Genomic DNA, 21,350 nt, shown 5'->3' with positions numbered 1-21,350 from the left:
GGATTGTTGTATTACTTCTTGTCTTAAAACCATATTATCTATAAGGCTTGTAGAGTTTTGGCGGACGGACTAGCTATATGCGGATATTGCTTACTCCATTTTTGATCAAATGACTCAAGAGCTAATTCTGCTTCTTTTTCAGTAGCAGAAGTATAGATTAGTTTCAAATCCGCTGCTAATTGCTTTCTATCTTTATATGATACATATTTGAGGCTATTCCTGATCTGATGGACAATACAAATTTGATGTTCAGTTTTCGGATATACTGATGCAATAGCATCAGACATACCAGTTAGATTATCACTACAAGCAATTAAGATATCTTTTACTCCTCGATTCTTCATTTCAGTAAAATTACCGAGCCAAAATTTAGCTCCTTCATTCTCACTTATCCATAAGCCTAAAATATCCTTTCTGCCAGATAAATCTATTCCTAAAGCTACATATACTGATTTATTAATAATAAGTTTATCTTGTCTTACTTTCACTACTAAACAGTCAAAATATACTATAGGGTATACTGATTCAAGAGGTCTACTCTGCCAAATCTTGACCTCATCTATTACTTCATCTGTAATCCTGCTGATTAGGCTCTCACTGATCTCAGCTCCATATAATTCTTGCAATTGTGTTTTAATATCAGACACACTCATACCCTTCGCATATAAGGATATTATCTTTTGGTCTAAGCCATCTATTCTTGTTTGTTTCTTTGAGACTATTATAGGTTCAAATTTACCTTGTCTGTCTCTTGGAACATTTAGCTCTATAGTACCATTCTCACTAATCAGATTCTTACTAAAACTACCATTCCTCGCATTCTCAGTTTCAGCTCTATCATACTTGCTATAACCTAAATGTTCTGACATCTCAGCATGCAGTGCTCGCTCTAAAATACCCTTGGTTAATTCCTTAATTAATCCATTCTGACTTAGTACTGTTTTTAAATCTACTCCACCTTCTATCAGCAAATCTATTGCTTCATTTATTTTTTTATTCTTCTCTATTTGCATTTCTGTTACCTATATTTTTAATTACTTCTAATATAGGCTCAACAAAAATTTACACAATCATTGCAAAAGACTCAATTAGGAAAACATACTACTCATTTTTTTGTCTTGATTTTTCATGTATGGACCTCCTGTAGAATGCAAGAAAAAAATAACATCAATAATAAAAACAAACAAATGCAGTCATGTATCCGGCTTATAGCTGATAAATCAACCTAATTTATTCTACAGCCCTGATGGAATTCGCTGGCTTACAAACTATATACTTATCAGTCCATCGGCTTCTAAAAGAGCCACTGAAAAACGCAGTTTTTTTGTAAGCTAAGGTTTGTCTTATTTACCATCAATATTAATTATCTCAAGCATATTTCGGGTTGGAATCTCTTACATATTGTTTTGCTTTTACCTATTCATTATATAAATCACCATTTATTTTACTTATAAGTGCTATGCTACACACTCTTTAGCTACAAACTTTACTCTCTACATAATCATCTCCTGATCTTAGTACAGCAAACACCACTCTTGCCAACTTATTAGCTATGGCAACTGTCGTTTTATTATGGCTACTTCGCTCAGATAAATTAAACATCCATTTCGTAAATTGGCTAAAATCTTTTTTAGATTTCTGTTCTTCCGATGTAAATCTTATCTTGGCATTTAGTACAGCTCTAGCCCCTTGAATTAATAAAGTGCGTAAGTATACATCACCTCGCTTGCTAATTCCCAGCAGCTTATCCTTCCCACCACTTGAATGTTGTCTTGGCACTAATCCTAGCCATGCCGATAATTGCCTGCCATTCTCAAAACTTGTAGCATTACCTATTGATGCTATTAAAGCAGTAGCAGTAATTAAACCAAGACCAGGTATAGCTCTTAATCGTTGATATTGAGTTAGGTTACTTGCTATCATTGTTAATCGTTTTTCTATCTCTTTTATTTTTCTGTTATTATCTAAGAATTCTTCTTTTAGTTCACTAAATGTTTGATAACTTAACTGGCTTAATTTCCCTGCATCTAAAATCTCAATTAATTTTGTGATAACCTTATTAATGCCTTGAGGAACAATAAAACCAAACTCATGTAGTAGCCCCCTAATTTCATTAGCAAGTGCTGTACGATTTTTTACCAATCTCTCTCTTACCCTATGTATTGATAAAATTTCTTGTTGCTCTATAGTTTTAATTGCAACAAATCTCATATTAGGTCTTGTCACGGCTTCACATATCGCTTCAGCATCTGCTTGATCATTTTTATTAGTTTTAACATATGGTTTGACAAATTGCGGTGCCATTAGTTTTACTTCATGCCCTAATTTAGTTATTTCTCTTGCCCAATAACTAGAACCACCACAAGCTTCCATCCCTACTAAACATTGTGGTAAATTAGCCATAAATGTCAAAACCTGATCTCTCATCAATTTTTTCTTTAATACTGTCTTGCCATTTTTATCTACACCATGAATTTGAAAAATTCTTTTTGCAATATCTATACCAATTGTAGTAACCTCCATATGGACCTCCTTAATTGTTGTTTTAATATGTTAAATATTAACCCTAGAAGATTAGCAACTGCTTTTCATTCTCTATATCAGGAGGTCCATACCATTAGTCCACTATCAAGTGACCTATTATTGGTTCTATGGCACTGCGTCTCTTGATCATAGACTTGTCCTCTTGTAACAACTTCTTCCGCGTTTTTGGGGTATATACCTTACTCTTCTCCTTTACATTGCTACCACTATACCCAAGATCAACAAATGATTTCTTTATCTTGATTCCAGTGACACTCTCTACTGCTTCAAAGCTCTGATGCAATGTATGACCATCATAAGGATTATTATGAAACGATTTTGCGGATAAAACAAAATTTCTACGACCACTTACTACTACCGCTACTTTATTGCCAAACTCATATGGCTTGTTGCGTTTTCCCTTTCCTATACACTCTACTTCAGGGGCATGAAAACTATATAATACTTTGTTATCTTCTTTATATTGCTTTTTAGCTTCTCTTTTTAAAACAGATTGGTTATGTATTTGTTTTATTTTTTGCAATACTTCTTGATTTTTGAGAGACAAGTTTAATTGCTTATTTTTGATCTCACGCTCACATACTCTAATCAAACGACCCAGTAATATTTTTAAATGCTTCATTATTTTCCAACGCTTCTTGGCTTTACTATGTTCTTTATATTTCCATAGCTTTACTATATCGCGTTTATAGGTTCTAGCGTATGTTTCATTCAAATGTATACCCAAACTGTTGCAAAGCTTTACTATGCTAAGCCTAGCTTTATCCATTAAATAAACATCGTGTGGGTGTTTGATATTCTTAATTTGTACAGTCGTATCAGCGATGATTAATTCCAAATCTTTTTTTTTAATTGTGTTAGTTTTTATCCCAACCCTGATCAACTCCGATAATATCTCATTATATCCAGCTTCACCTAATACACTACGAAACCGTCGTATACTAGTTTCCGAGATAGCTATGTCTTTTTCTATATATTCCCACCCGCAGAAATACTGCCAATACATATTCTCTTTTAGCTCTTCCTCTGATAATGAATCTGAAAAATTATACATTGCTTGTAGCATCGTTATGCCAAGCATCACTCTATGACATTTTCTATTTCTACCAAATTTCTTAATACAAACATTTTTTGATAACCACTCTTCGAGCCTAGACCAATTTATTAATTCTCTTAATTTATATAGCTTATTATTTGGGTTTAATTCTTCTTTTAATTTATAACCAAACAGTTTCCCTTGTTCTTGCGATTTGATAATGTTGTCTATTGGCATTGACTGAAATCCATAAGGTTTATGACCATATTTTATCATTTTCTTACGGATTGTTGTATTACTTCTTGTCTTAAAACCATATTATCTATAAGGCTTGTAGAGTTTTGGCGGACGGACCATATAATTCTTGCAATTGTGTTTTAATATCAGACACACTCATACCCTTCGCATATAAGGATATTATCTTTTGGTCTAAGCCATCTATTCTTGTTTGTTTCTTTGAGACTATTATAGGTTCAAATTTACCTTGTCTGTCTCTTGGAACATTTAGCTCTATAGTACCATTCTCACTAATCAGATTCTTACTAAAACTACCATTCCTCGCATTCTCAGTTTCAGCTCTATCATACTTGCTATAACCTAAATGTTCTGACATCTCAGCATGCAGTGCTCGCTCTAAAATACCCTTGGTTAATTCCTTAATTAATCCATTCTGACTTAGTACTGTTTTTAAATCTACTCCACCTTCTATCAGCAAATCTATTGCTTCATTTATTTTTTTATTCTTCTCTATTTGCATTTCTGTTACCTATATTTTTAATTACTTCTAATATAGGCTCAACAAAAATTTACACAATCATTGCAAAAGACTCTGAAATATTGATAATTGATGATATATCATATGTACCATATAATCGTGAAGAAACTGATGTTTTATTTACCTTATTAGCTGAACGTTATGAAATGCGTATTGTATTAATTACTAGCAATTTAGTTTTGGCAAAATGGAATACTATTTTTAAAGATGAAATGACTACGTCAGCAGTTATTGACAGATTGGTTCACCATTCTTCAATTCTTGAACTCAATACTGAAAGTTATAGAATCGCTACAGCTAAAGGCAAAAAATTAACTATAAAATCGGAGGATAATAATGTAACACTTTAGACAATATTTTTTACTCAAAAATGGGTAATTTTAATATTCGTCATGGGTAATTCTAATGTTCGTTCATCATTTGAAATTGGTAAACCTATCTCTGTGCCTGTTGGCTAGGCTGGCATTGCGGGGTTAGGGGCAGTATATTCAAAAGCTTATTTATGCAACAAAGCCATGAGGCGTTACCTCTTCTTTTATAGCTATATCGGAAACTATCTCAGGTTCGCCGTCAAAGAATTCCATTAGCTTATAGTTTAACATAGGGAGGATAATCTAATTTTTTAGGGGATAATGTAAATATTTCAAAGCCCTCTTTAGTAACACCTATAGTATGCTCAAACTGTGCCGATAAAGACTTATCACGTGTGGTAACTGTCCAACCATCTAAACTACTTAATATAGTATCATATCCGCCGGCATTTACCATAGGTTCAACAGTAAACAACATACCTTCTTCTAAAACAAGCCCTGTTCCGCTACGACCATAATTTAATATTGATGGTTCATCATGAAAAACACGACCAATTCCATGACCGGTATAATCTCGTACCACAGAATAATTATGTTTCTCAGCATAGCTTTGAATAGCATGACCTATATCACCGAGCCTTGCTCCTGGCTTTACTACCTCGATTCCTTTCATCATCGCATCATAAGTTACTTGAATAAGGCGTTTTGGTTTTATTGCTACGCTACCTACATAATACATACGACTAGTGTCACCATACCAACCATCTAAAATTACTGTAACATCAATATTTATTATATCACCATTTCGTAATGGCTTATCGTTTGGAATTCCGTGACAAACTACATGATTTATCGAGGTGCAAATAGATTTCGGGAAACCTTTATAATTTAAAGGGGCAGGAATGGCATTATTCGAAATAATAAAATTATGACAAAGATCATTTAAACTATTTGTGGTAACGCCTGGCTTTACATGCGGTTCTATAAAATCAAGTGTTTCAGCCGCAAGCCTGCCAGCTGCACGCATTTTCTCAAAATCTTTCTCAGAATGAATTTTTATGGTCATGTTATACTATGTGTTCTCTATAGAACTATATTATAACATAGTTTTTTAAAAGGTGTAAATTCTATTTACCTTATATTATCTAGGTTCTATGCACTTTTGATTAATCTCTCAGGGTTTAATTCCCCGAAGCTCTGCTTCGTGATATACTACTTGAATGGACGAAAGCAGTTATATACATAAGAGTCATAATGGGTAAATTCCAGTATTAATTAAGCCAGATTTATATTTTCTTCCCATACCTCATTGGGTGTTTTATAACCGAGCACTTTTCTTGGTAAATTATTTAAAAAATCCTCAATTTCTTGTAATTGCTTTATTGTTAATTTTTTTATATCTAAAGATTTAGAGTATACTCTGTGCACCATTGAGTTAATCTTCTCTATCAATGGTTTTTGCCATGGAGAATAAGGATTGCAAAAATATACTTTTCGTTCAGATTTTGGCAATAGTTGTTCATGATTGGTAAATTCTTTGCCATTATCTAACGTTATGCTTTTGATTATATGCGACAATTGTTTAAGTTTTTTATTCATGTTACCAATCACATCTTGTGTTCTTTTTGAACGGTTTAAAGTGAGAAACACTTTTTGTGTTCTGATATCCACAAGAGCGCCTATATTACGACTTTGATTACCTTTGTTAAAAGTTAAATCACCTTCTAAATGACCTATTGCTGCTATCTTTCTATTTATCTCTGGTCTTTCAGTAATGGAAACTCGATTTGGTATTGTAATTCTTTTGTTTCTGATTCTTGTACCATGATGCAACCTATTTTTCCTTTTTCTTGCTAAAGATAAATATAATTTTTGCCTTTGTGCTATAGGAGATGTATAAATAAACTGGTATATACTCTCTGTAGAAATATTGACAGTATCTCGTGATAGTTTACGTCTACCTGAAATTATATCTGGTGAAATACCCTGTGTTAACTGCTTTATTATTTCTGCTCGTAAATTATTATCAATATCTAATTTTCTTTTTCTCTTACCTTGCCTTAAACTGTAAGCAAGTGTGTTAGCCCTATCTGGTCTATAATTATGCCTCATTCTCTTGAGTTCATAACATATAGTGCTTTTATCACGGCCAATCTTTGTCCCTATATATCGCGAGCTATAACCACTCTTATTCATTTCGTATATTTTAAATCTTTCATCTATCGTTAAATGAGCCATGATATATCTATATTTAAATGATGCTCCTCGCAGCAGAGCTACGAGGTATCTAAAAAAGTTTTAGTTGTTTCTTATGATATCACGAAGCAGAGCTTCGGGGAATTAAACCCTGAGAGATTAAAAATTGATTATATCTGGCTTAATTAATTATAGAACTTTCCATATAAAAAAATTAACAATAAAGCAATTACAAGAAATTGAGGATTTTTTAAATAATTTACCAAGAAAAGTGCTCGGTTATAAAACACCCAATGAGGTATGGGAAGAAAATATAAATCTGGCTTAATTAATACTGGAATTTACCACTATTGCCAAAATCTGAACGAAAAGTATATTTTTGCAATCCTTATTCTCCATGGCAAAAACCATTGATAGAGAAGATTAACTCAATGGTGCACAGAGTATACTCTAAATCTTTAGATATAAAAAAATTAACAATAAAGCAATTACAAGAAATTGAGGATTTTTTAAATAATTTACCAAGAAAAGTGCTCGGTTATAAAACACCCAATGAGGTATGGGAAGAAAATATAAATCTGGCTTAATTAATACTGGAATTTACCCACAACACGATAATAATAATCTTGATCATATTCAAACAATGGAATTGAATATAAACTTCACAAAACCAGAATCAATAACCATCAATCAACCCAATAAAGCAATAAGTGATATTACGACATGCTCATCCCATGAAAATCAGCCATTCAATAATACACCGTACATAAAGAGACAAAAAGTAATAATCCATACAGGTACTGATGCAAATTATAACACTGGTACAAAACAAGAAGTGTATAATCTTCGAGAATTTCCTGAGAAAATCGATATCACTCAGGATAAATACAAACACTTACTTGAGTACGAAGGCACTAGAAATATTCTGCAAAGATATAGTGAAATCTATACAGAGACTTATAAAGACTATAAATTTAATGCATCAACTGGAGACCCTGACATGAGAGCATGGGACATATTAGAGGACGAGATGCAACGGGAATACTCAGCAGATATCGCAAGAAATATCAAAAAGTTTGACGAATTCTTAAGCACGGATCAAAACTCTATCACATCTATCAAGTTATCAAATATTGATATTAACTACACAGATATAAAAAAGATTGTACTAAAATTACAACACAACACAACTATTAATCACATTGATTTGGCATATACTAATATCGCCCCGGCAAGCATGCGATTGATTATACAGCATATCATATGCAACAATAATATGATTAAACATCTTAATTTATCTGGTAATTATATACGTCCCGGCGAATTATTAAACTTATTAGCTGCATTAAAAAAGAATCAATCTCTAACACATCTTGATTTATCGCGGTGCGGTTTGGACGATGAAGGAGCAGCAGAGTTATCAGAATTTATTCAAGATCATACTAGCCTTACTTCTATTAATATTGACGGCAATATTATTATTTCTTATGGCTTAGAGGAATTAACAATTGCTATAGAATCAAATCGATTAATAAGGTCAATAGTAATAGACAGGAGTTTCGCACTTAGCAAATAATATGCTAATCTAGAGAAAAATAGTTTTAGATAAAAATGACAAGATCAAAATGTAGCAAAGATTTATATAAATCATTCTTACAAGCAAGTAGTGTAAGATATACTAGCAAAGCATTATCTGAAGTAAGTCCATTAGATCTATCGCACGATAGTGCAAGTCGATGGTTAAAGAGTAAGGATTTTCGCCCTAGCGAAATCTATAGCAAAGTGTCAAAATATATTGATCTGGAAGATCCTTGTTTATTAGTGGGAGATGACACCTTATTGTCAAAGCAATACAGTAAGAGGATCGAGCTTGTAAATTATCAATATTCTGGGGCTGTACATGATGTTATACCTGGTATAGGAATGGTAAACTTACTGCATTACAATACTCAAATTGATCAATCTACTCCTGTAGATTATAGAATATATGATAAAGAAACTGATGGTAAAACAAAGAACGAGCATTTTTGTGATATGCTTACTTTAGCTAAAGAAAGAGGTATCAAGCCTGATGCTATAGTTATGGATGCTTGGTATAGTGGTTTGGATAATTTAAAACATATACGTAATTTAGGTTGGATATGGGTTACCAACCTAAGAAAAAATAGAAAAGTTAATCGTAATGTTAGCTTGGAAACTTTAGAGATTCCCGATGAAGGGCTAAAAATTCACCTACGTGGATACGGTTGGGTTACGGTATTTAAGTTTGTGGCAAAAAATGGTCGCATTGATTACATAACAACTAATTTAGAGAATCCTACACGTGAGCAAATAGAGAAAATTGTTAAGGCGCGTTGGTCTATAGAAGTTTATCATCGAGAATTGAAACAAACTTGTGGTATTGAATGCTGTCAGGCACGCACGGGTCGAGCTCAAAGAAATCATATTTGCCTTGCTGTATTGGCCTGGCTTGATATGAACAAAAGGAGGATAAATGAAAACATTACTTTATATCAACAAACTTGGGAAGTTATAAAAACATCAATTCAGAACAACATTAAATGGCTTCTAACTAATACACAATTTTGCTAAGTGCGAAACTCCTGATAGACTTAAGTTCTCATAAGATAGAACCAGGGATAAGATACCGTATTAACAATGCAATACAACATAATATGCTTTGTTATGATAAAGTAAAAGAAGTGATGCATAATATTTCGTCCTTATGTGAAGATGATTCGAAGTATGATTCGCTTGATGCTGCAAAACTGCTTAATTTTTATCAGTGTCATGCCAAAGATAATTTAGTACAGTCAGTGTTAAAAGAGATGATGTCAGCAAATGACATATCGTGCTTTGACAAGAAGGTGGTTAATTATATTAATGTAAATTATTTTAACCTAACACAAGTAAGTACTCTGAACCATAAAGCAAAATTACATACTTTATATCACAGTATTGAGGCTTTACCTCCAGAGATGATAATGAATATAACAAATAATATGCAATTATCTGATGTAATGGGAGTATGTGATTTAGATAATTGGATCCGTGTGTATGAAATGTAAAAGAGTCTTCACAATTAAGTGTGTAAATTTTTCCAAAGGACTAGATTCTTTCTTTAAATTTTATTGTCCCAAATTTGGGAGAAAAACCCCGCACTTGCAGTGCGTCGTTTTAACATATAGAATGAAGAGATGCAGTATTACAAGAAGCTAAGCCACACAGTTTACGATTGCACTTATCATATAGTATGGGTGACTAAATATCGCTATAATATATTGGTAGGAGAGTCAAGGACCTAATCCAAGAGATATGTAAGAATAATGGTGTAGAGATATTAAGAGGGAAGATAGCTTCAAATCACGTACATATCTATGTATCTGTGCCACCTTATCAACGCCAATTTAGGATAAGAGAAGTTGTTCTGGAGCTAAAGCATCAAGTTTTATACGAGATTTAGTGATAGCATAAGAAGTAACACAAGCTAGAATATGCACCAAGAAATTAACAGGAGATCTATGCCTTGTATGCTCTAGGTTCATTCGATTTTTTAGTATATTAAATACTGATTCGGCTCTGTTTCATCAATTGTGTAAATTTCGTGAGCCATTAAATCCTACCATCAAATTTGATCATAAAATGAGCCATAGCTTCATTCCAATTGGGGATAGGCATAGACCATTTTTTGGTAATATAATCAATTGTCAGATATAAAACCTTAAATACTGCGTCATCATTTGGAAAGATGCGTTTATTCTTAGTAACTTTTCTCAATTGGCTATTCAGCGATTCTATCGCATTTGTAGTGTAAATAATCTTACGAATCTCCTTTGGATATTGCAAGAAAATTATCAAATTATCCCAATTATTATACCAAGATTTAGCTATATGCGGATATTGCTTACTCCATTTTTGATCAAATGACTCAAGAGCTAATGCTGCTTCTTTTTCAGTAGCAGAAGTATAGATTAGTTTCAAATCCGCTGCTAATTGCTTTCTATCTTTATATGATACATATTTGAGGCTATTCCTGATCTGATGGACAATACAAATTTGATGTTCAGTTTTCGGATATACTGATGCAATAGCATCAGACATACCAGTTAGATTATCACTACAAGCAATTAAGATATCTTTTACTCCTCGATTCTTCATTTCAGTAAAATTACCAAGCCAAAATTTAGCTCCTTCATTCTCACTTATCCATAAGCCTAAAATATCCTTTCTGCCAGATAAATCTATTCCTAAAGCTACATATACTGATTTATTAATCTCTCAGGGTTTAATTCCCCGAAGCTCTGCTTCGTGATATCATAAGAAACAACTAAAACTTTTTTAGATACCTCGTAGCTCTGCTGCGAGGAGCATCATTAGGATTTAGATCTGGTGAATATGTGAGTAAATACAAAAACTATGGTAAAAACCTTTTCGCGTTAGCTATAGAAATGATTTATTAATCCACTGCTCGCTAATTTTACAAAAATCATCGACAAAACAAAATAATGCAGTAATATCTTTCTTCATGGGGATACTCTTGTTTTTTTGCTAAAAATTATATAGAGTATCTTCTATCCTTTGTAAATACTTACTGCCAAACCTAGATTAATCCAGAATTCAGGTTAATTAGTATCTAAATAGTAAATATATTTAACAAAAAAATATATTTTATTGAGGTTTATTATGCACAAAGATATAAAACTACTAGATGAAATTAAGAATATTAAATCCAAATTAAAATCTGGAAAGCCTGCTGTTGCTCCAAAACCCACCCCAAAACAGATAAAAGCTTGGGAAGAAACTCATAAATCACCTCTAAATTTGGATACTAAAAATTCTTCTATACCAGTTCCACCTCCTATGCCTGATCATGTATTATTACAAACGTCTAAAACCCCTTCTGTTTCTACACTACCAAATATAAAATTTAATACTATTAACCAAGCAAAGTTTTTAAAAGCTATAGAGGATTATGATCTTGATAAAATTAAAGAATTAATTAGTTCGAATACTATAAAAATAGATAGTTTCGGCAAACGTGGAAGGCTTAGTAAAACTCCTTTACAATATGCTATTATAAATGATAAACCAGAATTAGCAAAATTGCTAATTGATGCTGGAGCAAATATAAATGTTAAAACTCAAAATGGGAGCAATTTATTTGAATTAGCTATGTATAATTCAGCAAGCGATCAAACATTTGAGTTGCTGCTAAAAACAAATATAAATATTAATTCTATGGATTTACGTGCTTTATCACGTTTACATAATAAATTATTTTCAATCTTATTGAAACCCGCAAATGATATTAATACTACTATAGGAAAATTTAATAGAACATTATTACATCAGGCTGCTGAACGAAATAACATTAAAAAAGCACAAATGTTAATTAACCATAATATTAATGTTGAAGCTCAGGATATAACTGGTGAAACTGCATTACATATGCTAAAAACATCAAAAATGGCAAAAATTTTATTAAAAGTCGGTTCAAATACAGAAGCTCAAAATAAACTAGGACGCACTCCTTTACATAATGCCATTCTTCAAGCTAATAAACGTCAAGTCAATATTAAAAATATCCATAATATAGTACTAAAATTGATAAAAAGTGGAGCTAATCCTAATGCTGTCGATTATTATGGTTTTACTCCTCTTGAATATGCTATTCGTATTAACGATTCTAAAATATTTAAATTGCTAATAAAAAATAATGCTAAATTTAAAAAAATAGATATGAGCTATTCTGTCAAGCTTTAGAAAGCGGTAACCTTACTGCAACAAAATATTTATTTACAAAAGAATTTTTAAATAATATAAATGATAAAAATGGACAAAATTATTTATACTATATTGCTACTGGAGGGAATAAAGAAGTACTAGAATATTTAGTAAAGAAAAATCATGATAATGGTAAAAAGATATTAACTCAATTTGTTGATAAACAACGCAATACCCCAATACATATAGCAGCTCAAAATAGTCAATTTGAAATAATAAAAAATTTTCAAAAGCTTGGTTTTGATATAAATGCTAGAAATGCAGATGGTGAAACAGTTTTACATATTTTAGCAAGAGCACAAAATGGGGAAATGATCAAAGAACTAATAAAGTTAGGAGCTGATATAAATATTAAGAATAAGATTGGTAAGACTGCATTAGATAAAGTAGAAGAAGATTTTAAGGGCATTAGCAAAAAAATAAGCAATAAACAGCTACAAGAATTGTTTGAAGAGTCAAATATAATAGCAAGAACAGGACGTATTGAAGACGAAACTAAATACTTATATCAATATCGTCAAGACGGATATTATAAAAATATTGAACGTGAAGGTAATAGAGGAAGAAGTGCCACCCTTCTCGTACCCGATGTAAATATATCTCTATTTTTTACAGGTATAGGTTTGTTATATAATGCAAATGATTCTACCATTAGGCATTTTATGCCGCATGATTTTTGGACCGATAATGCACGTAGAACAGAAGATTTTTTTAATATGAGGCTTGATAATAAAAAATTTATTCAAACCCACTCAAAAGCAAAATTTCTAAAAACATATAAAAATTTTTTAAAAGATAATCCCCAAAAAGATTATAACGAAATAATAGCTAATTTATATCCTAAAGGACTTATTGGTATAGCTTTACAAAATGATGATCTTGAGCATAAATTATATGCTTTGGAAGCAAAATATTATGTTTCTGAAAAATATAATATGGATTTACCTATGACTATAGTAAAAAATAAGAAATTAATACCTTGGAATCCTACTATATCAGAAATTAAAGAATTATTAGCAAAAACAAATATTGAGAACCATCCTAAATATGGTTTTGCTTATAAAGGCGAAGAATTAATTTCCTTAAATAAAAATGAAGTAACGTATAATGAAGTAAAAAAATTTTTTGATGATATAGATAGTAATAATACAGAAAATAATTTACAAAAATTATTTAATTTAGTTAATAATCGCTTACAAAATGATAATTTAAGTACTATTGATGACTTAAAAGATTTTATAATTCATAAAGAAGATATAAAAAATTTATTTGTTGAACTTGAAGAAAAAGATAAGGCAATTATTAATGAAAATTCTAAAAAGTTAAATAAACAAGAATTAGAAGATAAAGTACTAACAGCCTTATCAACTATGCAAAGCCTACGTGCTGAAAAAGATAGTTTTCCTCAACTTGAAAATTACAAGTCTATAGAAGATATTTTATCGAAAGAATTAGCCGAAGAAAAAAGAATCCCTAGTATAATAAATAACCTTAAAGAATTATTACAAGCTGATATAATAGCAATGCTAAAACAAAATCAAAGTTATAAAGAGTTTAAAGAAAAAGTAAATAATATTATAAATACAGACAGTAAAAAAGAACTTCCATTATTAAAACAAAAATTAAGAGATTTAGAAGATTGGTGCGATAAAAATATAAATACTGATAAAACTCATATATTGAGAAATTTTGGCAAGGTAGTAAAACATGCAATACTAGCTATCTTAAATGCAGGTAATAAAACAACCTTTGAGCGAGAAAAAAAGAAAATAAATTTCTATTTACATGCCATAAAAGATTCTAGACAAAATATTTCAACAACTGTAGAGAAAATAAGAAATGTTATAAAGCATACTCCTTCTGATTCCATTAGGTTTATACCGAATAAGAACCATATATCTAGGGAACAAAATAAGAGTAAATAAAAATTATAAATTAATGAAATGAAACAAAAAATTTATAAATTAAAATCAAATACATTATCTCGTTTTTTAATTGGAATAGCATGTAGAAATCAAAATGATTCGATTGCTGGTCTATTTGTAAATACTGATCCATATGATTCGATAATGTGTCGTGAAACTGAATTTCAAGCAAAAAAAATTGAACTATTAATCAATCAAGGTTATGAAAATGAAATATTAAAAATAGCCAATGTTTATCAGCAAAAACAAAATCTATCAATATTTCAATCTGTTCAAGAAATAGTAAAATATATAAAAAGCTTAAAAGAAGATGAAGCCTCAAAATTTACAAGAATAAGTGGTCTAAATAAATTAAGTCCTAAAGGTTGGCACGAAGGAGAAAAGCATAATATAATGGCTAACATTCAAAGAGATTTTATTAAAAATGGAGGCAAAAGAGGCAAAGAATATGCAATTACAGCACTTGCATTATATAATTTAGAAATAGCAATAATTGAAAGTAGCAAGACTGATAGTTACTGGGGTGTAAAAGCAGAATATGTTAGTAAAATAGGAAAAGGAGCAAATGAATTAGGAACAATTCATACTATAATAGGCAAAGAATTAAAAGAAGCAGCTAAAGATATTAGTACAGGAAAATTTATATATAATGGAATAGAATTAGATTTAGAGCTAGTAGAAAAAAAACAAAAAGAAATTGAGCAAGCAAGATCAGATGAAAAACTAAATTTAATGAATATTAAATATAACCATGATAAATTCAACACCATTGAAATTTTCCCAATCAAAAAGTATAGAAATAGAACTCAACAACAAACTCAATATTATAATACAAATTCCACTTCTTTAGCACCTTCTTTAACACCGAATTATACTCCTAAAAATAAAGCACATATACGATACCAATAGTCAAAAATTATTATATTAGATTATTTTAAACTGAAGTTTTGACAAAAAATTTTTATTAAAAAAAGTGGTGAGTGTATCAATCTACAATGTGTATTATATATCAAATAATTTACTTTAAATTGTAGAAATATCGCTTTTACGCTGATAAAAGCACTAAATATTGAACTTTAAATATAAATTTTTACTTTAGTCAGAAAAATTAGAATTTTTGTCAAAACTTCAGGTAACATAGCTTTATCTTCTAATTCTAGTAAATAATTCTTCATATCCTTGCGAATATTAGTTATCATTCTTAAATTTCTAGAATAGAGTTTAAACCATAACTCTTTACCTGAAGTTTTGACAAAAATTCTAATTTTTCTGACTAAAGTAAAAATTTATATTTAAAGTTCAATATTTAGTGCTTTTATCAGCGTAAAAGCGATATTTCTACAATTTAAAGTAAATTATTTGATATATAATACAAATTATAGATTGATACACTCGCCACTTTTTTTAATCTCTCAGGGTTTAATTCCCCGAAGCTCTGCTTCGTGATATCATAAGAAACAACTAAAACTTTTTTAGATACCTCGTAGCTCTGCTGCGAGGAGCATCATTTAAATATAGATATATCATGGCTCATTTAACGATAGATGAAAGATTTAAAATATACGAAATGAATAAGAGTGGTTATAGCTCGCGATATATAGGGACAAAGATTGGCCGTGATAAAAGCACTATATGTTATGAACTCAAGAGAATGAGGCATAATTATAGACCAGATAGGGCTAACACACTTGCTTGCAGTTTAAGGCAAGGTAAGAGAAAAAGAAAATTAGATATTGATAATAATTTACGAGCAGAAATAATAAAGCAGTTAACACAGGGTATTTCACCAGATATAATTTCAGGTAGACGTAAACTATCACGAGATACTGTCAATATTTCTACAGAGAGTATATACCAGTTTATTTATACATCTCCTATAGCACAAAGGCAAAAATTATATTTATCTTTAGCAAGAAAAAGGAAAAATAGGTTGCATCATGGTACAAGAATCAGAAACAAAAGAATTACAATACCAAATCGAGTTTCCATTACTGAAAGACCAGAGATAAATAGAAAGATAGCAGCAATAGGTCATTTAGAAGGTGATTTAACTTTTAACAAAGGTAATCAAAGTCGTAATATAGGCGCTCTTGTGGATATCAGAACACAAAAAGTGTTTCTCACTTTAAACCGTTCAAAAAGAACACAAGATGTGATTGGTAACATGAATAAAAAACTTAAACAATTGTCGCATATAATCAAAAGCATAACGTTAGATAATGGCAAAGAATTTACCAATCATGAACAACTATTGCCAAAATCTGAACGAAAAGTATATTTTTGCAATCCTTATTCTCCATGGCAAAAACCATTGATAGAGAAGATTAACTCAATGGTGCACAGAGTATACTCTAAATCTTTAGATATAAAAAAATTAACAATAAAGCAATTACAAGAAATTGAGGATTTTTTAAATAATTTACCAAGAAAAGTGCTCGGTTATAAAACACCCAATGAGGTATGGGAAGAAAATATAAATCTGGCTTAATTAATACTGGAATTTACCATGTTTGAGAAATCTCCAAATCTTAAAGAAAAATTATGGGGAAGTGAGTTTTGGAGTAAAGGATATTTTATGAGCACAGTAGGTAAACATGGTGATGAGCAGAAATTACGTAATTATGTACAGAATCAAGGTTCAGGCAAACCTTCTTATAAAGCATTTCAACAAAAACAGTTAAAGCTTTTTGGATAGATACCTCGTAGCTCTGCTGCGGAGGAGCATCATTTACTACGTAATTTTCTTGCAATGACGATTTTGAAGTCTAACTAGTCCGTCCGCCAAAACTCTACAAGCCTTATAGATAATATGGTTTTAAGACAAGAAGTAATACAACAATCCGTAAGAAAATGATAAAATATGGTCATAAACCTTATGGATTTCAGTCAATGCCAATAGACAACATTATCAAATCGCAAGAACAAGGGAAACTGTTTGGTTATAAATTAAAAGAAGAATTAAACCCAAATAATAAGCTATATAAATTAAGAGAATTAATAAATTGGTCTAGGCTCGAAGAGTGGTTATCAAAAAATGTTTGTATTAAGAAATTTGGTAGAAATAGAAAATGTCATAGAGTGATGCTTGGCATAACGATGCTACAAGCAATGTATAATTTTTCAGATTCATTATCAGAGGAAGAGCTAAAAGAGAATATGTATTGGCAGTATTTCTGCGGGTGGGAATATATAGAAAAAGACATAGCTATCTCGGAAACTAGTATACGACGGTTTCGTAGTGTATTAGGTGAAGCTGGATATAATGAGATATTATCGGAGTTGATCAGGGTTGGGATAAAAACTAACACAATTAAAAAAAAAGATTTGGAATTAATCATCGCTGATACGACTGTACAAATTAAGAATATCAAACACCCACACGATGTTTATTTAATGGATAAAGCTAGGCTTAGCATAGTAAAGCTTTGCAACAGTTTGGGTATACATTTGAATGAAACATACGCTAGAACCTATAAACGCGATATAGTAAAGCTATGGAAATATAAAGAACATAGTAAAGCCAAGAAGCGTTGGAAAATAATGAAGCATTTAAAAATATTACTGGGTCGTTTGATTAGAGTATGTGAGCGTGAGATCAAAAATAAGCAATTAAACTTGTCTCTCAAAAATCAAGAAGTATTGCAAAAAATAAAACAAATACATAACCAATCTGTTTTAAAAAGAGAAGCTAAAAAGCAATATAAAGAAGATAACAAAGTATTATATAGTTTTCATGCCCCTGAAGTAGAGTGTATAGGAAAGGGAAAACGCAACAAGCCATATGAGTTTGGCAATAAAGTAGCGGTAGTAGTAAGTGGTCGTAGAAATTTTGTTTTATCCGCAAAATCGTTTCATAATAATCCTTATGATGGTCATACATTGCATCAGAGCTTTGAAGCAGTAGAGAGTGTCACTGGAATCAAGATAAAGAAATCATTTGTTGATCTTGGGTATAGTGGTAGCAATGTAAAGGAGAAGAGTAAGGTATATACCCCAAAAACGCGGAAGAAGTTGTTACAAGAGGACAAGTCTATGATCAAGAGACGCAGTGCCATAGAACCAATAATAGGTCACTTAAAGCAATATGGTCGGATGGGTAGAAACTTCTTGAAAGGTATGATAGGAGATATTATCAATCCAATAATCTCTGCTATTGGTTTGAATTTACGATGCATTGCAAATCATTTACAAATCGTGTCTAACTCCACATAAATCAAAAATATCATCATGCAAAAACTAGATGAACGATAAAAAATCGTTAACAATAGCTCCATATCAAAATTAGACCAACACAGAAATGTATCAGTAAAAATTAACATAACTTATTAATTTTTATTGAAAATCTTAGCAATTTGTTGTCAAAACTCTATCCCATTACAAATGATCAGGATTTGAAGTGTTTTTGGCGGATAGACTAACTAGTCCGTCCGCCAAAACTCTACAAGCCTTATAGATAATATGGTTTTAAGACAAGAAGTAATACAACAATCCGTAAGAAAATGATAAAATATGGTCATAAACCTTATGGATTTCAGTCAATGCCAATAGACAACATTATCAAATCGCAAGAACAAGGGAAACTGTTTGGTTATAAATTAAAAGAAGAATTAAACCCAAATAATAAGCTATATAAATTAAGAGAATTAATAAATTGGTCTAGGCTCGAAGAGTGGTTATCAAAAAATGTTTGTATTAAGAAATTTGGTAGAAATAGAAAATGTCATAGAGTGATGCTTGGCATAACGATGCTACAAGCAATGTATAATTTTTCAGATTCATTATCAGAGGAAGAGCTAAAAGAGAATATGTATTGGCAGTATTTCTGCGGGTGGGAATATATAGAAAAAGACATAGCTATCTCGGAAACTAGTATACGACGGTTTCGTAGTGTATTAGGTGAAGCTGGATATAATGAGATATTATCGGAGTTGATCAGGGTTGGGATAAAAACTAACACAATTAAAAAAAAAGATTTGGAATTAATCATCGCTGATACGACTGTACAAATTAAGAATATCAAACACCCACACGATGTTTATTTAATGGATAAAGCTAGGCTTAGCATAGTAAAGCTTTGCAACAGTTTGGGTATACATTTGAATGAAACATACGCTAGAACCTATAAACGCGATATAGTAAAGCTATGGAAATATAAAGAACATAGTAAAGCCAAGAAGCGTTGGAAAATAATGAAGCATTTAAAAATATTACTGGGTCGTTTGATTAGAGTATGTGAGCGTGAGATCAAAAATAAGCAATTAAACTTGTCTCTCAAAAATCAAGAAGTATTGCAAAAAATAAAACAAATACATAACCAATCTGTTTTAAAAAGAGAAGCTAAAAAGCAATATAAAGAAGATAACAAAGTATTATATAGTTTTCATGCCCCTGAAGTAGAGTGTATAGGAAAGGGAAAACGCAACAAGCCATATGAGTTTGGCAATAAAGTAGCGGTAGTAGTAAGTGGTCGTAGAAATTTTGTTTTATCCGCAAAATCGTTTCATAATAATCCTTATGATGGTCATACATTGCATCAGAGCTTTGAAGCAGTAGAGAGTGTCACTGGAATCAAGATAAAGAAATCATTTGTTGATCTTGGGTATAGTGGTAGCAATGTAAAGGAGAAGAGTAAGGTATATACCCCAAAAACGCGGAAGAAGTTGTTACAAGAGGACAAGTCTATGATCAAGAGACGCAGTGCCATAGAACCAATAATAGGTCACTTAAAGCAATATGGTCGGATGGGTAGAAACTTCTTGAAAGGTATGATAGGAGATATTATCAATCCAATAATCTCTGCTATTGGTTTGAATTTACGATGCATTGCAAATCATTTACAAATCGTGTCTAACTCCACATAAATCAAAAATATCATCATGCAAAAACTAGATGAACGATAAAAAATCGTTAACAATAGCTCCATATCAAAATTAGACCAACACAGAAATGTATCAGTAAAAATTAACATAACTTATTAATTTTTATTGAAAATCTTAGCAATTTGTTGTCAAAACTCTATCCCATTACAAATGATCAGGATTTGAAGTGTTTTTGGCGGATAGACTAACTAGTCCGTCCGCCAAAACTCTACAAGCCTTATAGATAATATGGTTTTAAGACAAGAAGTAATACAACAATCCGTAAGAAAATGATAAAATATGGTCATAAACCTTATGGATTTCAGTCAATGCCAATAGACAACATTATCAAATCGCAAGAACAAGGGAAACTGTTTGGTTATAAATTAAAAGAAGAATTAAACCCAAATAATAAGCTATATAAATTAAGAGAATTAATAAATTGGTCTAGGCTCGAAGAGTGGTTATCAAAAAATGTTTGTATTAAGAAATTTGGTAGAAATAGAAAATGTCATAGAGTGATGCTTGGCATAACGATGCTACAAGCAATGTATAATTTTTCAGATTCATTATCAGAGGAAGAGCTAAAAGAGAATATGTATTGGCAGTATTTCTGCGGGTGGGAATATATAGAAAAAGACATAGCTATCTCGGAAACTAGTATACGACGGTTTCGTAGTGTATTAGGTGAAGCTGGATATAATGAGATATTATCGGAGTTGATCAGGGTTGGGATAAAAACTAACACAATTAAAAAAAAAGATTTGGAATTAATCATCGCTGATACGACTGTACAAATTAAGAATATCAAACACCCACACGATGTTTATTTAATGGATAAAGCTAGGCTTAGCATAGTAAAGCTTTGCAACAGTTTGGGTATACATTTGAATGAAACATACGCTAGAACCTATAAACGCG

General features: G+C 31.1%; 16 protein-coding genes and 8 pseudogenes. 16 read left to right on the top strand and 8 right to left on the bottom strand.

Going from position 1 to position 21,350, the window contains the following annotated elements; all coding sequences use genetic code 11:
- Positions 1–71 precede the first annotated feature (71 nt).
- The 4 genes and pseudogenes from AAHI98_RS13910 to AAHI98_RS13895 form a co-directional block, all read right to left on the bottom strand.
- A pseudogene (locus AAHI98_RS13910) lies at positions 72–1,013 on the bottom strand (IS256 family transposase); the annotation flags it as partial.
- A gap of 460 nt (positions 1,014–1,473) precedes the next feature.
- Positions 1,474–2,523, bottom strand: coding sequence for an IS110 family RNA-guided transposase (locus AAHI98_RS13905; RefSeq protein WP_342224642.1), 1,050 nt, complete (start codon positions 2,521–2,523; stop codon positions 1,474–1,476).
- A gap of 94 nt (positions 2,524–2,617) precedes the next feature.
- Positions 2,618–3,856: an IS5 family transposase gene (locus AAHI98_RS13900; RefSeq protein WP_342226241.1), complete on the bottom strand. Its 1,239-nt coding sequence runs from the start codon at positions 3,854–3,856 to the stop codon at positions 2,618–2,620.
- 76 nt (positions 3,857–3,932) lie between these two features.
- Positions 3,933–4,331: pseudogene (locus AAHI98_RS13895) on the bottom strand (transposase); the annotation flags it as partial.
- Between the two features lie 86 nt (positions 4,332–4,417).
- Between AAHI98_RS13895 and AAHI98_RS13890 the strand changes: the two are divergent.
- Entirely contained in the window at positions 4,418–4,705 is a 288-nt protein-coding gene (locus AAHI98_RS13890) for an ATP-binding protein (RefSeq protein WP_342226239.1), read from the top strand.
- Between the two features lie 238 nt (positions 4,706–4,943).
- Here AAHI98_RS13890 and map read toward each other — a convergent pair whose 3' ends face one another.
- Together map and AAHI98_RS13880 are read right to left on the bottom strand one after the other, a co-directional pair.
- Positions 4,944–5,732 carry a type I methionyl aminopeptidase gene (map, locus tag AAHI98_RS13885; RefSeq protein ID WP_342226238.1) on the bottom strand — a complete coding sequence of 263 codons (789 nt, stop codon included), beginning with the start codon at positions 5,730–5,732 and terminating at the stop codon, positions 4,944–4,946.
- Between the two features lie 209 nt (positions 5,733–5,941).
- Positions 5,942–6,904: an IS30 family transposase gene (locus tag AAHI98_RS13880; protein WP_342226237.1), complete on the bottom strand. Its 963-nt coding sequence runs from the start codon at positions 6,902–6,904 to the stop codon at positions 5,942–5,944.
- A 151-nt stretch (positions 6,905–7,055) separates the two neighbouring features.
- Here AAHI98_RS13880 and AAHI98_RS13875 point away from each other — a divergent pair.
- The 6 genes and pseudogenes from AAHI98_RS13875 to tnpA form a co-directional block, all read left to right on the top strand.
- A pseudogene (locus AAHI98_RS13875) lies at positions 7,056–7,190 on the top strand (IS30 family transposase); the annotation flags it as partial.
- A gap of 19 nt (positions 7,191–7,209) precedes the next feature.
- Positions 7,210–7,449, top strand: a pseudogene (locus tag AAHI98_RS13870) (transposase); the annotation flags it as partial.
- On the top strand, positions 7,422–8,438 hold the full coding sequence (locus AAHI98_RS13865) for a leucine-rich repeat domain-containing protein (RefSeq protein WP_342226234.1): 1,017 nt from the start codon (positions 7,422–7,424) through the stop codon (positions 8,436–8,438). The pseudogene AAHI98_RS13870 and the gene AAHI98_RS13865, both read left to right, overlap by 28 nt.
- Before the next feature lie 35 nt (positions 8,439–8,473).
- Positions 8,474–9,454: an IS701 family transposase gene (locus tag AAHI98_RS13860; RefSeq protein ID WP_342224656.1), complete on the top strand. Its 981-nt coding sequence runs from the start codon at positions 8,474–8,476 to the stop codon at positions 9,452–9,454.
- The gene (locus AAHI98_RS13855; protein WP_342226233.1) at positions 9,448–9,930 is read left to right on the top strand and encodes a hypothetical protein; all 483 of its coding nucleotides are present in this window, start codon (positions 9,448–9,450) and stop codon (positions 9,928–9,930) included. Before AAHI98_RS13860 ends, AAHI98_RS13855 begins: the two co-directional genes overlap by 7 nt.
- Before the next feature lie 129 nt (positions 9,931–10,059).
- A pseudogene (tnpA, locus tag AAHI98_RS13850) lies at positions 10,060–10,259 on the top strand (IS200/IS605 family transposase); the annotation flags it as partial.
- A gap of 10 nt (positions 10,260–10,269) precedes the next feature.
- On the opposite strand, the pseudogene AAHI98_RS18805 reads toward tnpA, so the two are convergent.
- Together AAHI98_RS18805 and AAHI98_RS13845 are read right to left on the bottom strand one after the other, a co-directional pair.
- A pseudogene (locus AAHI98_RS18805) lies at positions 10,270–10,437 on the bottom strand (IS982 family transposase); the annotation flags it as partial.
- Between the two features lie 37 nt (positions 10,438–10,474).
- A pseudogene (locus AAHI98_RS13845) lies at positions 10,475–11,134 on the bottom strand (IS256 family transposase); the annotation flags it as partial.
- Between the two features lie 411 nt (positions 11,135–11,545).
- Between AAHI98_RS13845 and AAHI98_RS13840 the strand changes: the two are divergent.
- The 9 genes and pseudogenes from AAHI98_RS13840 to AAHI98_RS13800 form a co-directional block, all read left to right on the top strand.
- Positions 11,546–12,625: an ankyrin repeat domain-containing protein gene (locus AAHI98_RS13840; RefSeq protein WP_342226232.1), complete on the top strand. Its 1,080-nt coding sequence runs from the start codon at positions 11,546–11,548 to the stop codon at positions 12,623–12,625.
- A gap of 50 nt (positions 12,626–12,675) precedes the next feature.
- A pseudogene (locus AAHI98_RS13835) lies at positions 12,676–12,846 on the top strand (ankyrin repeat domain-containing protein); the annotation flags it as partial.
- Positions 12,826–14,571, top strand: coding sequence for an ankyrin repeat domain-containing protein (locus AAHI98_RS13830; protein ID WP_342226655.1), 1,746 nt, complete (start codon positions 12,826–12,828; stop codon positions 14,569–14,571). The pseudogene AAHI98_RS13835 and the gene AAHI98_RS13830, both read left to right, overlap by 21 nt.
- An 18-nt stretch (positions 14,572–14,589) precedes the next feature.
- Positions 14,590–15,480 carry a hypothetical protein gene (locus AAHI98_RS13825; RefSeq protein ID WP_342226231.1) on the top strand — a complete coding sequence of 297 codons (891 nt, stop codon included), beginning with the start codon at positions 14,590–14,592 and terminating at the stop codon, positions 15,478–15,480.
- 616 nt (positions 15,481–16,096) lie between these two features.
- Complete coding sequence (locus AAHI98_RS13820; RefSeq protein WP_342224646.1) at positions 16,097–17,059, top strand: IS30 family transposase; 963 nt, start codon at positions 16,097–16,099, stop codon at positions 17,057–17,059.
- A gap of 18 nt (positions 17,060–17,077) precedes the next feature.
- Positions 17,078–17,266 (top strand): transposase, encoded by a 189-nt coding sequence (locus AAHI98_RS13815; protein WP_342225357.1) that lies wholly within the window; start codon positions 17,078–17,080, stop codon positions 17,264–17,266.
- Between the two features lie 155 nt (positions 17,267–17,421).
- A complete protein-coding gene (locus AAHI98_RS13810) occupies positions 17,422–18,783 on the top strand; it encodes an IS5 family transposase (RefSeq protein WP_342224717.1) in 1,362 nt (453 codons plus the stop codon).
- A gap of 287 nt (positions 18,784–19,070) precedes the next feature.
- Positions 19,071–20,432, top strand: a complete 1,362-nt coding sequence (locus AAHI98_RS13805; protein ID WP_342224717.1) for an IS5 family transposase — start codon at positions 19,071–19,073, stop codon at positions 20,430–20,432.
- Positions 20,433–20,719: 287 nt separating this feature from the next.
- A partial coding sequence (locus AAHI98_RS13800; protein WP_342226230.1) for a transposase occupies positions 20,720–21,350 on the top strand: 631 nt, incomplete at its 3' end.

The organism is Rickettsia endosymbiont of Urophora cardui (assembly GCF_964030725.1).
Classification (GTDB): domain Bacteria; phylum Pseudomonadota; class Alphaproteobacteria; order Rickettsiales; family Rickettsiaceae; genus Rickettsia.
This window is presented reverse-complemented; position numbering and strand designations above follow the sequence as displayed.

Excerpts from the sequence above, each read along its gene's own strand:
- AAHI98_RS13805 (WP_342224717.1), top strand. The coding sequence starts at position 19,071 with ATGATAAAATATGGTCATAAACCTTATGGATTTCAGTCAATGCCAATA.
- AAHI98_RS13865 (WP_342226234.1), top strand. The coding sequence starts at position 7,422 with ATGGGAAGAAAATATAAATCTGGCTTAATTAATACTGGAATTTACCCA.
- map (WP_342226238.1), bottom strand. The coding sequence starts at position 5,732 with ATGACCATAAAAATTCATTCTGAGAAAGATTTTGAGAAAATGCGTGCA.
- AAHI98_RS13840 (WP_342226232.1), top strand. The coding sequence starts at position 11,546 with ATGCACAAAGATATAAAACTACTAGATGAAATTAAGAATATTAAATCC.
- AAHI98_RS13825 (WP_342226231.1), top strand. The coding sequence starts at position 14,590 with ATGAAACAAAAAATTTATAAATTAAAATCAAATACATTATCTCGTTTT.
- AAHI98_RS13905 (WP_342224642.1), bottom strand. The coding sequence starts at position 2,523 with ATGGAGGTTACTACAATTGGTATAGATATTGCAAAAAGAATTTTTCAA.
- AAHI98_RS13860 (WP_342224656.1), top strand. The coding sequence starts at position 8,474 with ATGACAAGATCAAAATGTAGCAAAGATTTATATAAATCATTCTTACAA.
- AAHI98_RS13820 (WP_342224646.1), top strand. The coding sequence starts at position 16,097 with ATGGCTCATTTAACGATAGATGAAAGATTTAAAATATACGAAATGAAT.
- AAHI98_RS13880 (WP_342226237.1), bottom strand. The coding sequence starts at position 6,904 with ATGGCTCATTTAACGATAGATGAAAGATTTAAAATATACGAAATGAAT.
- AAHI98_RS13900 (WP_342226241.1), bottom strand. The coding sequence starts at position 3,856 with ATGATAAAATATGGTCATAAACCTTATGGATTTCAGTCAATGCCAATA.
- AAHI98_RS13815 (WP_342225357.1), top strand. The coding sequence starts at position 17,078 with ATGTTTGAGAAATCTCCAAATCTTAAAGAAAAATTATGGGGAAGTGAG.
- AAHI98_RS13810 (WP_342224717.1), top strand. The coding sequence starts at position 17,422 with ATGATAAAATATGGTCATAAACCTTATGGATTTCAGTCAATGCCAATA.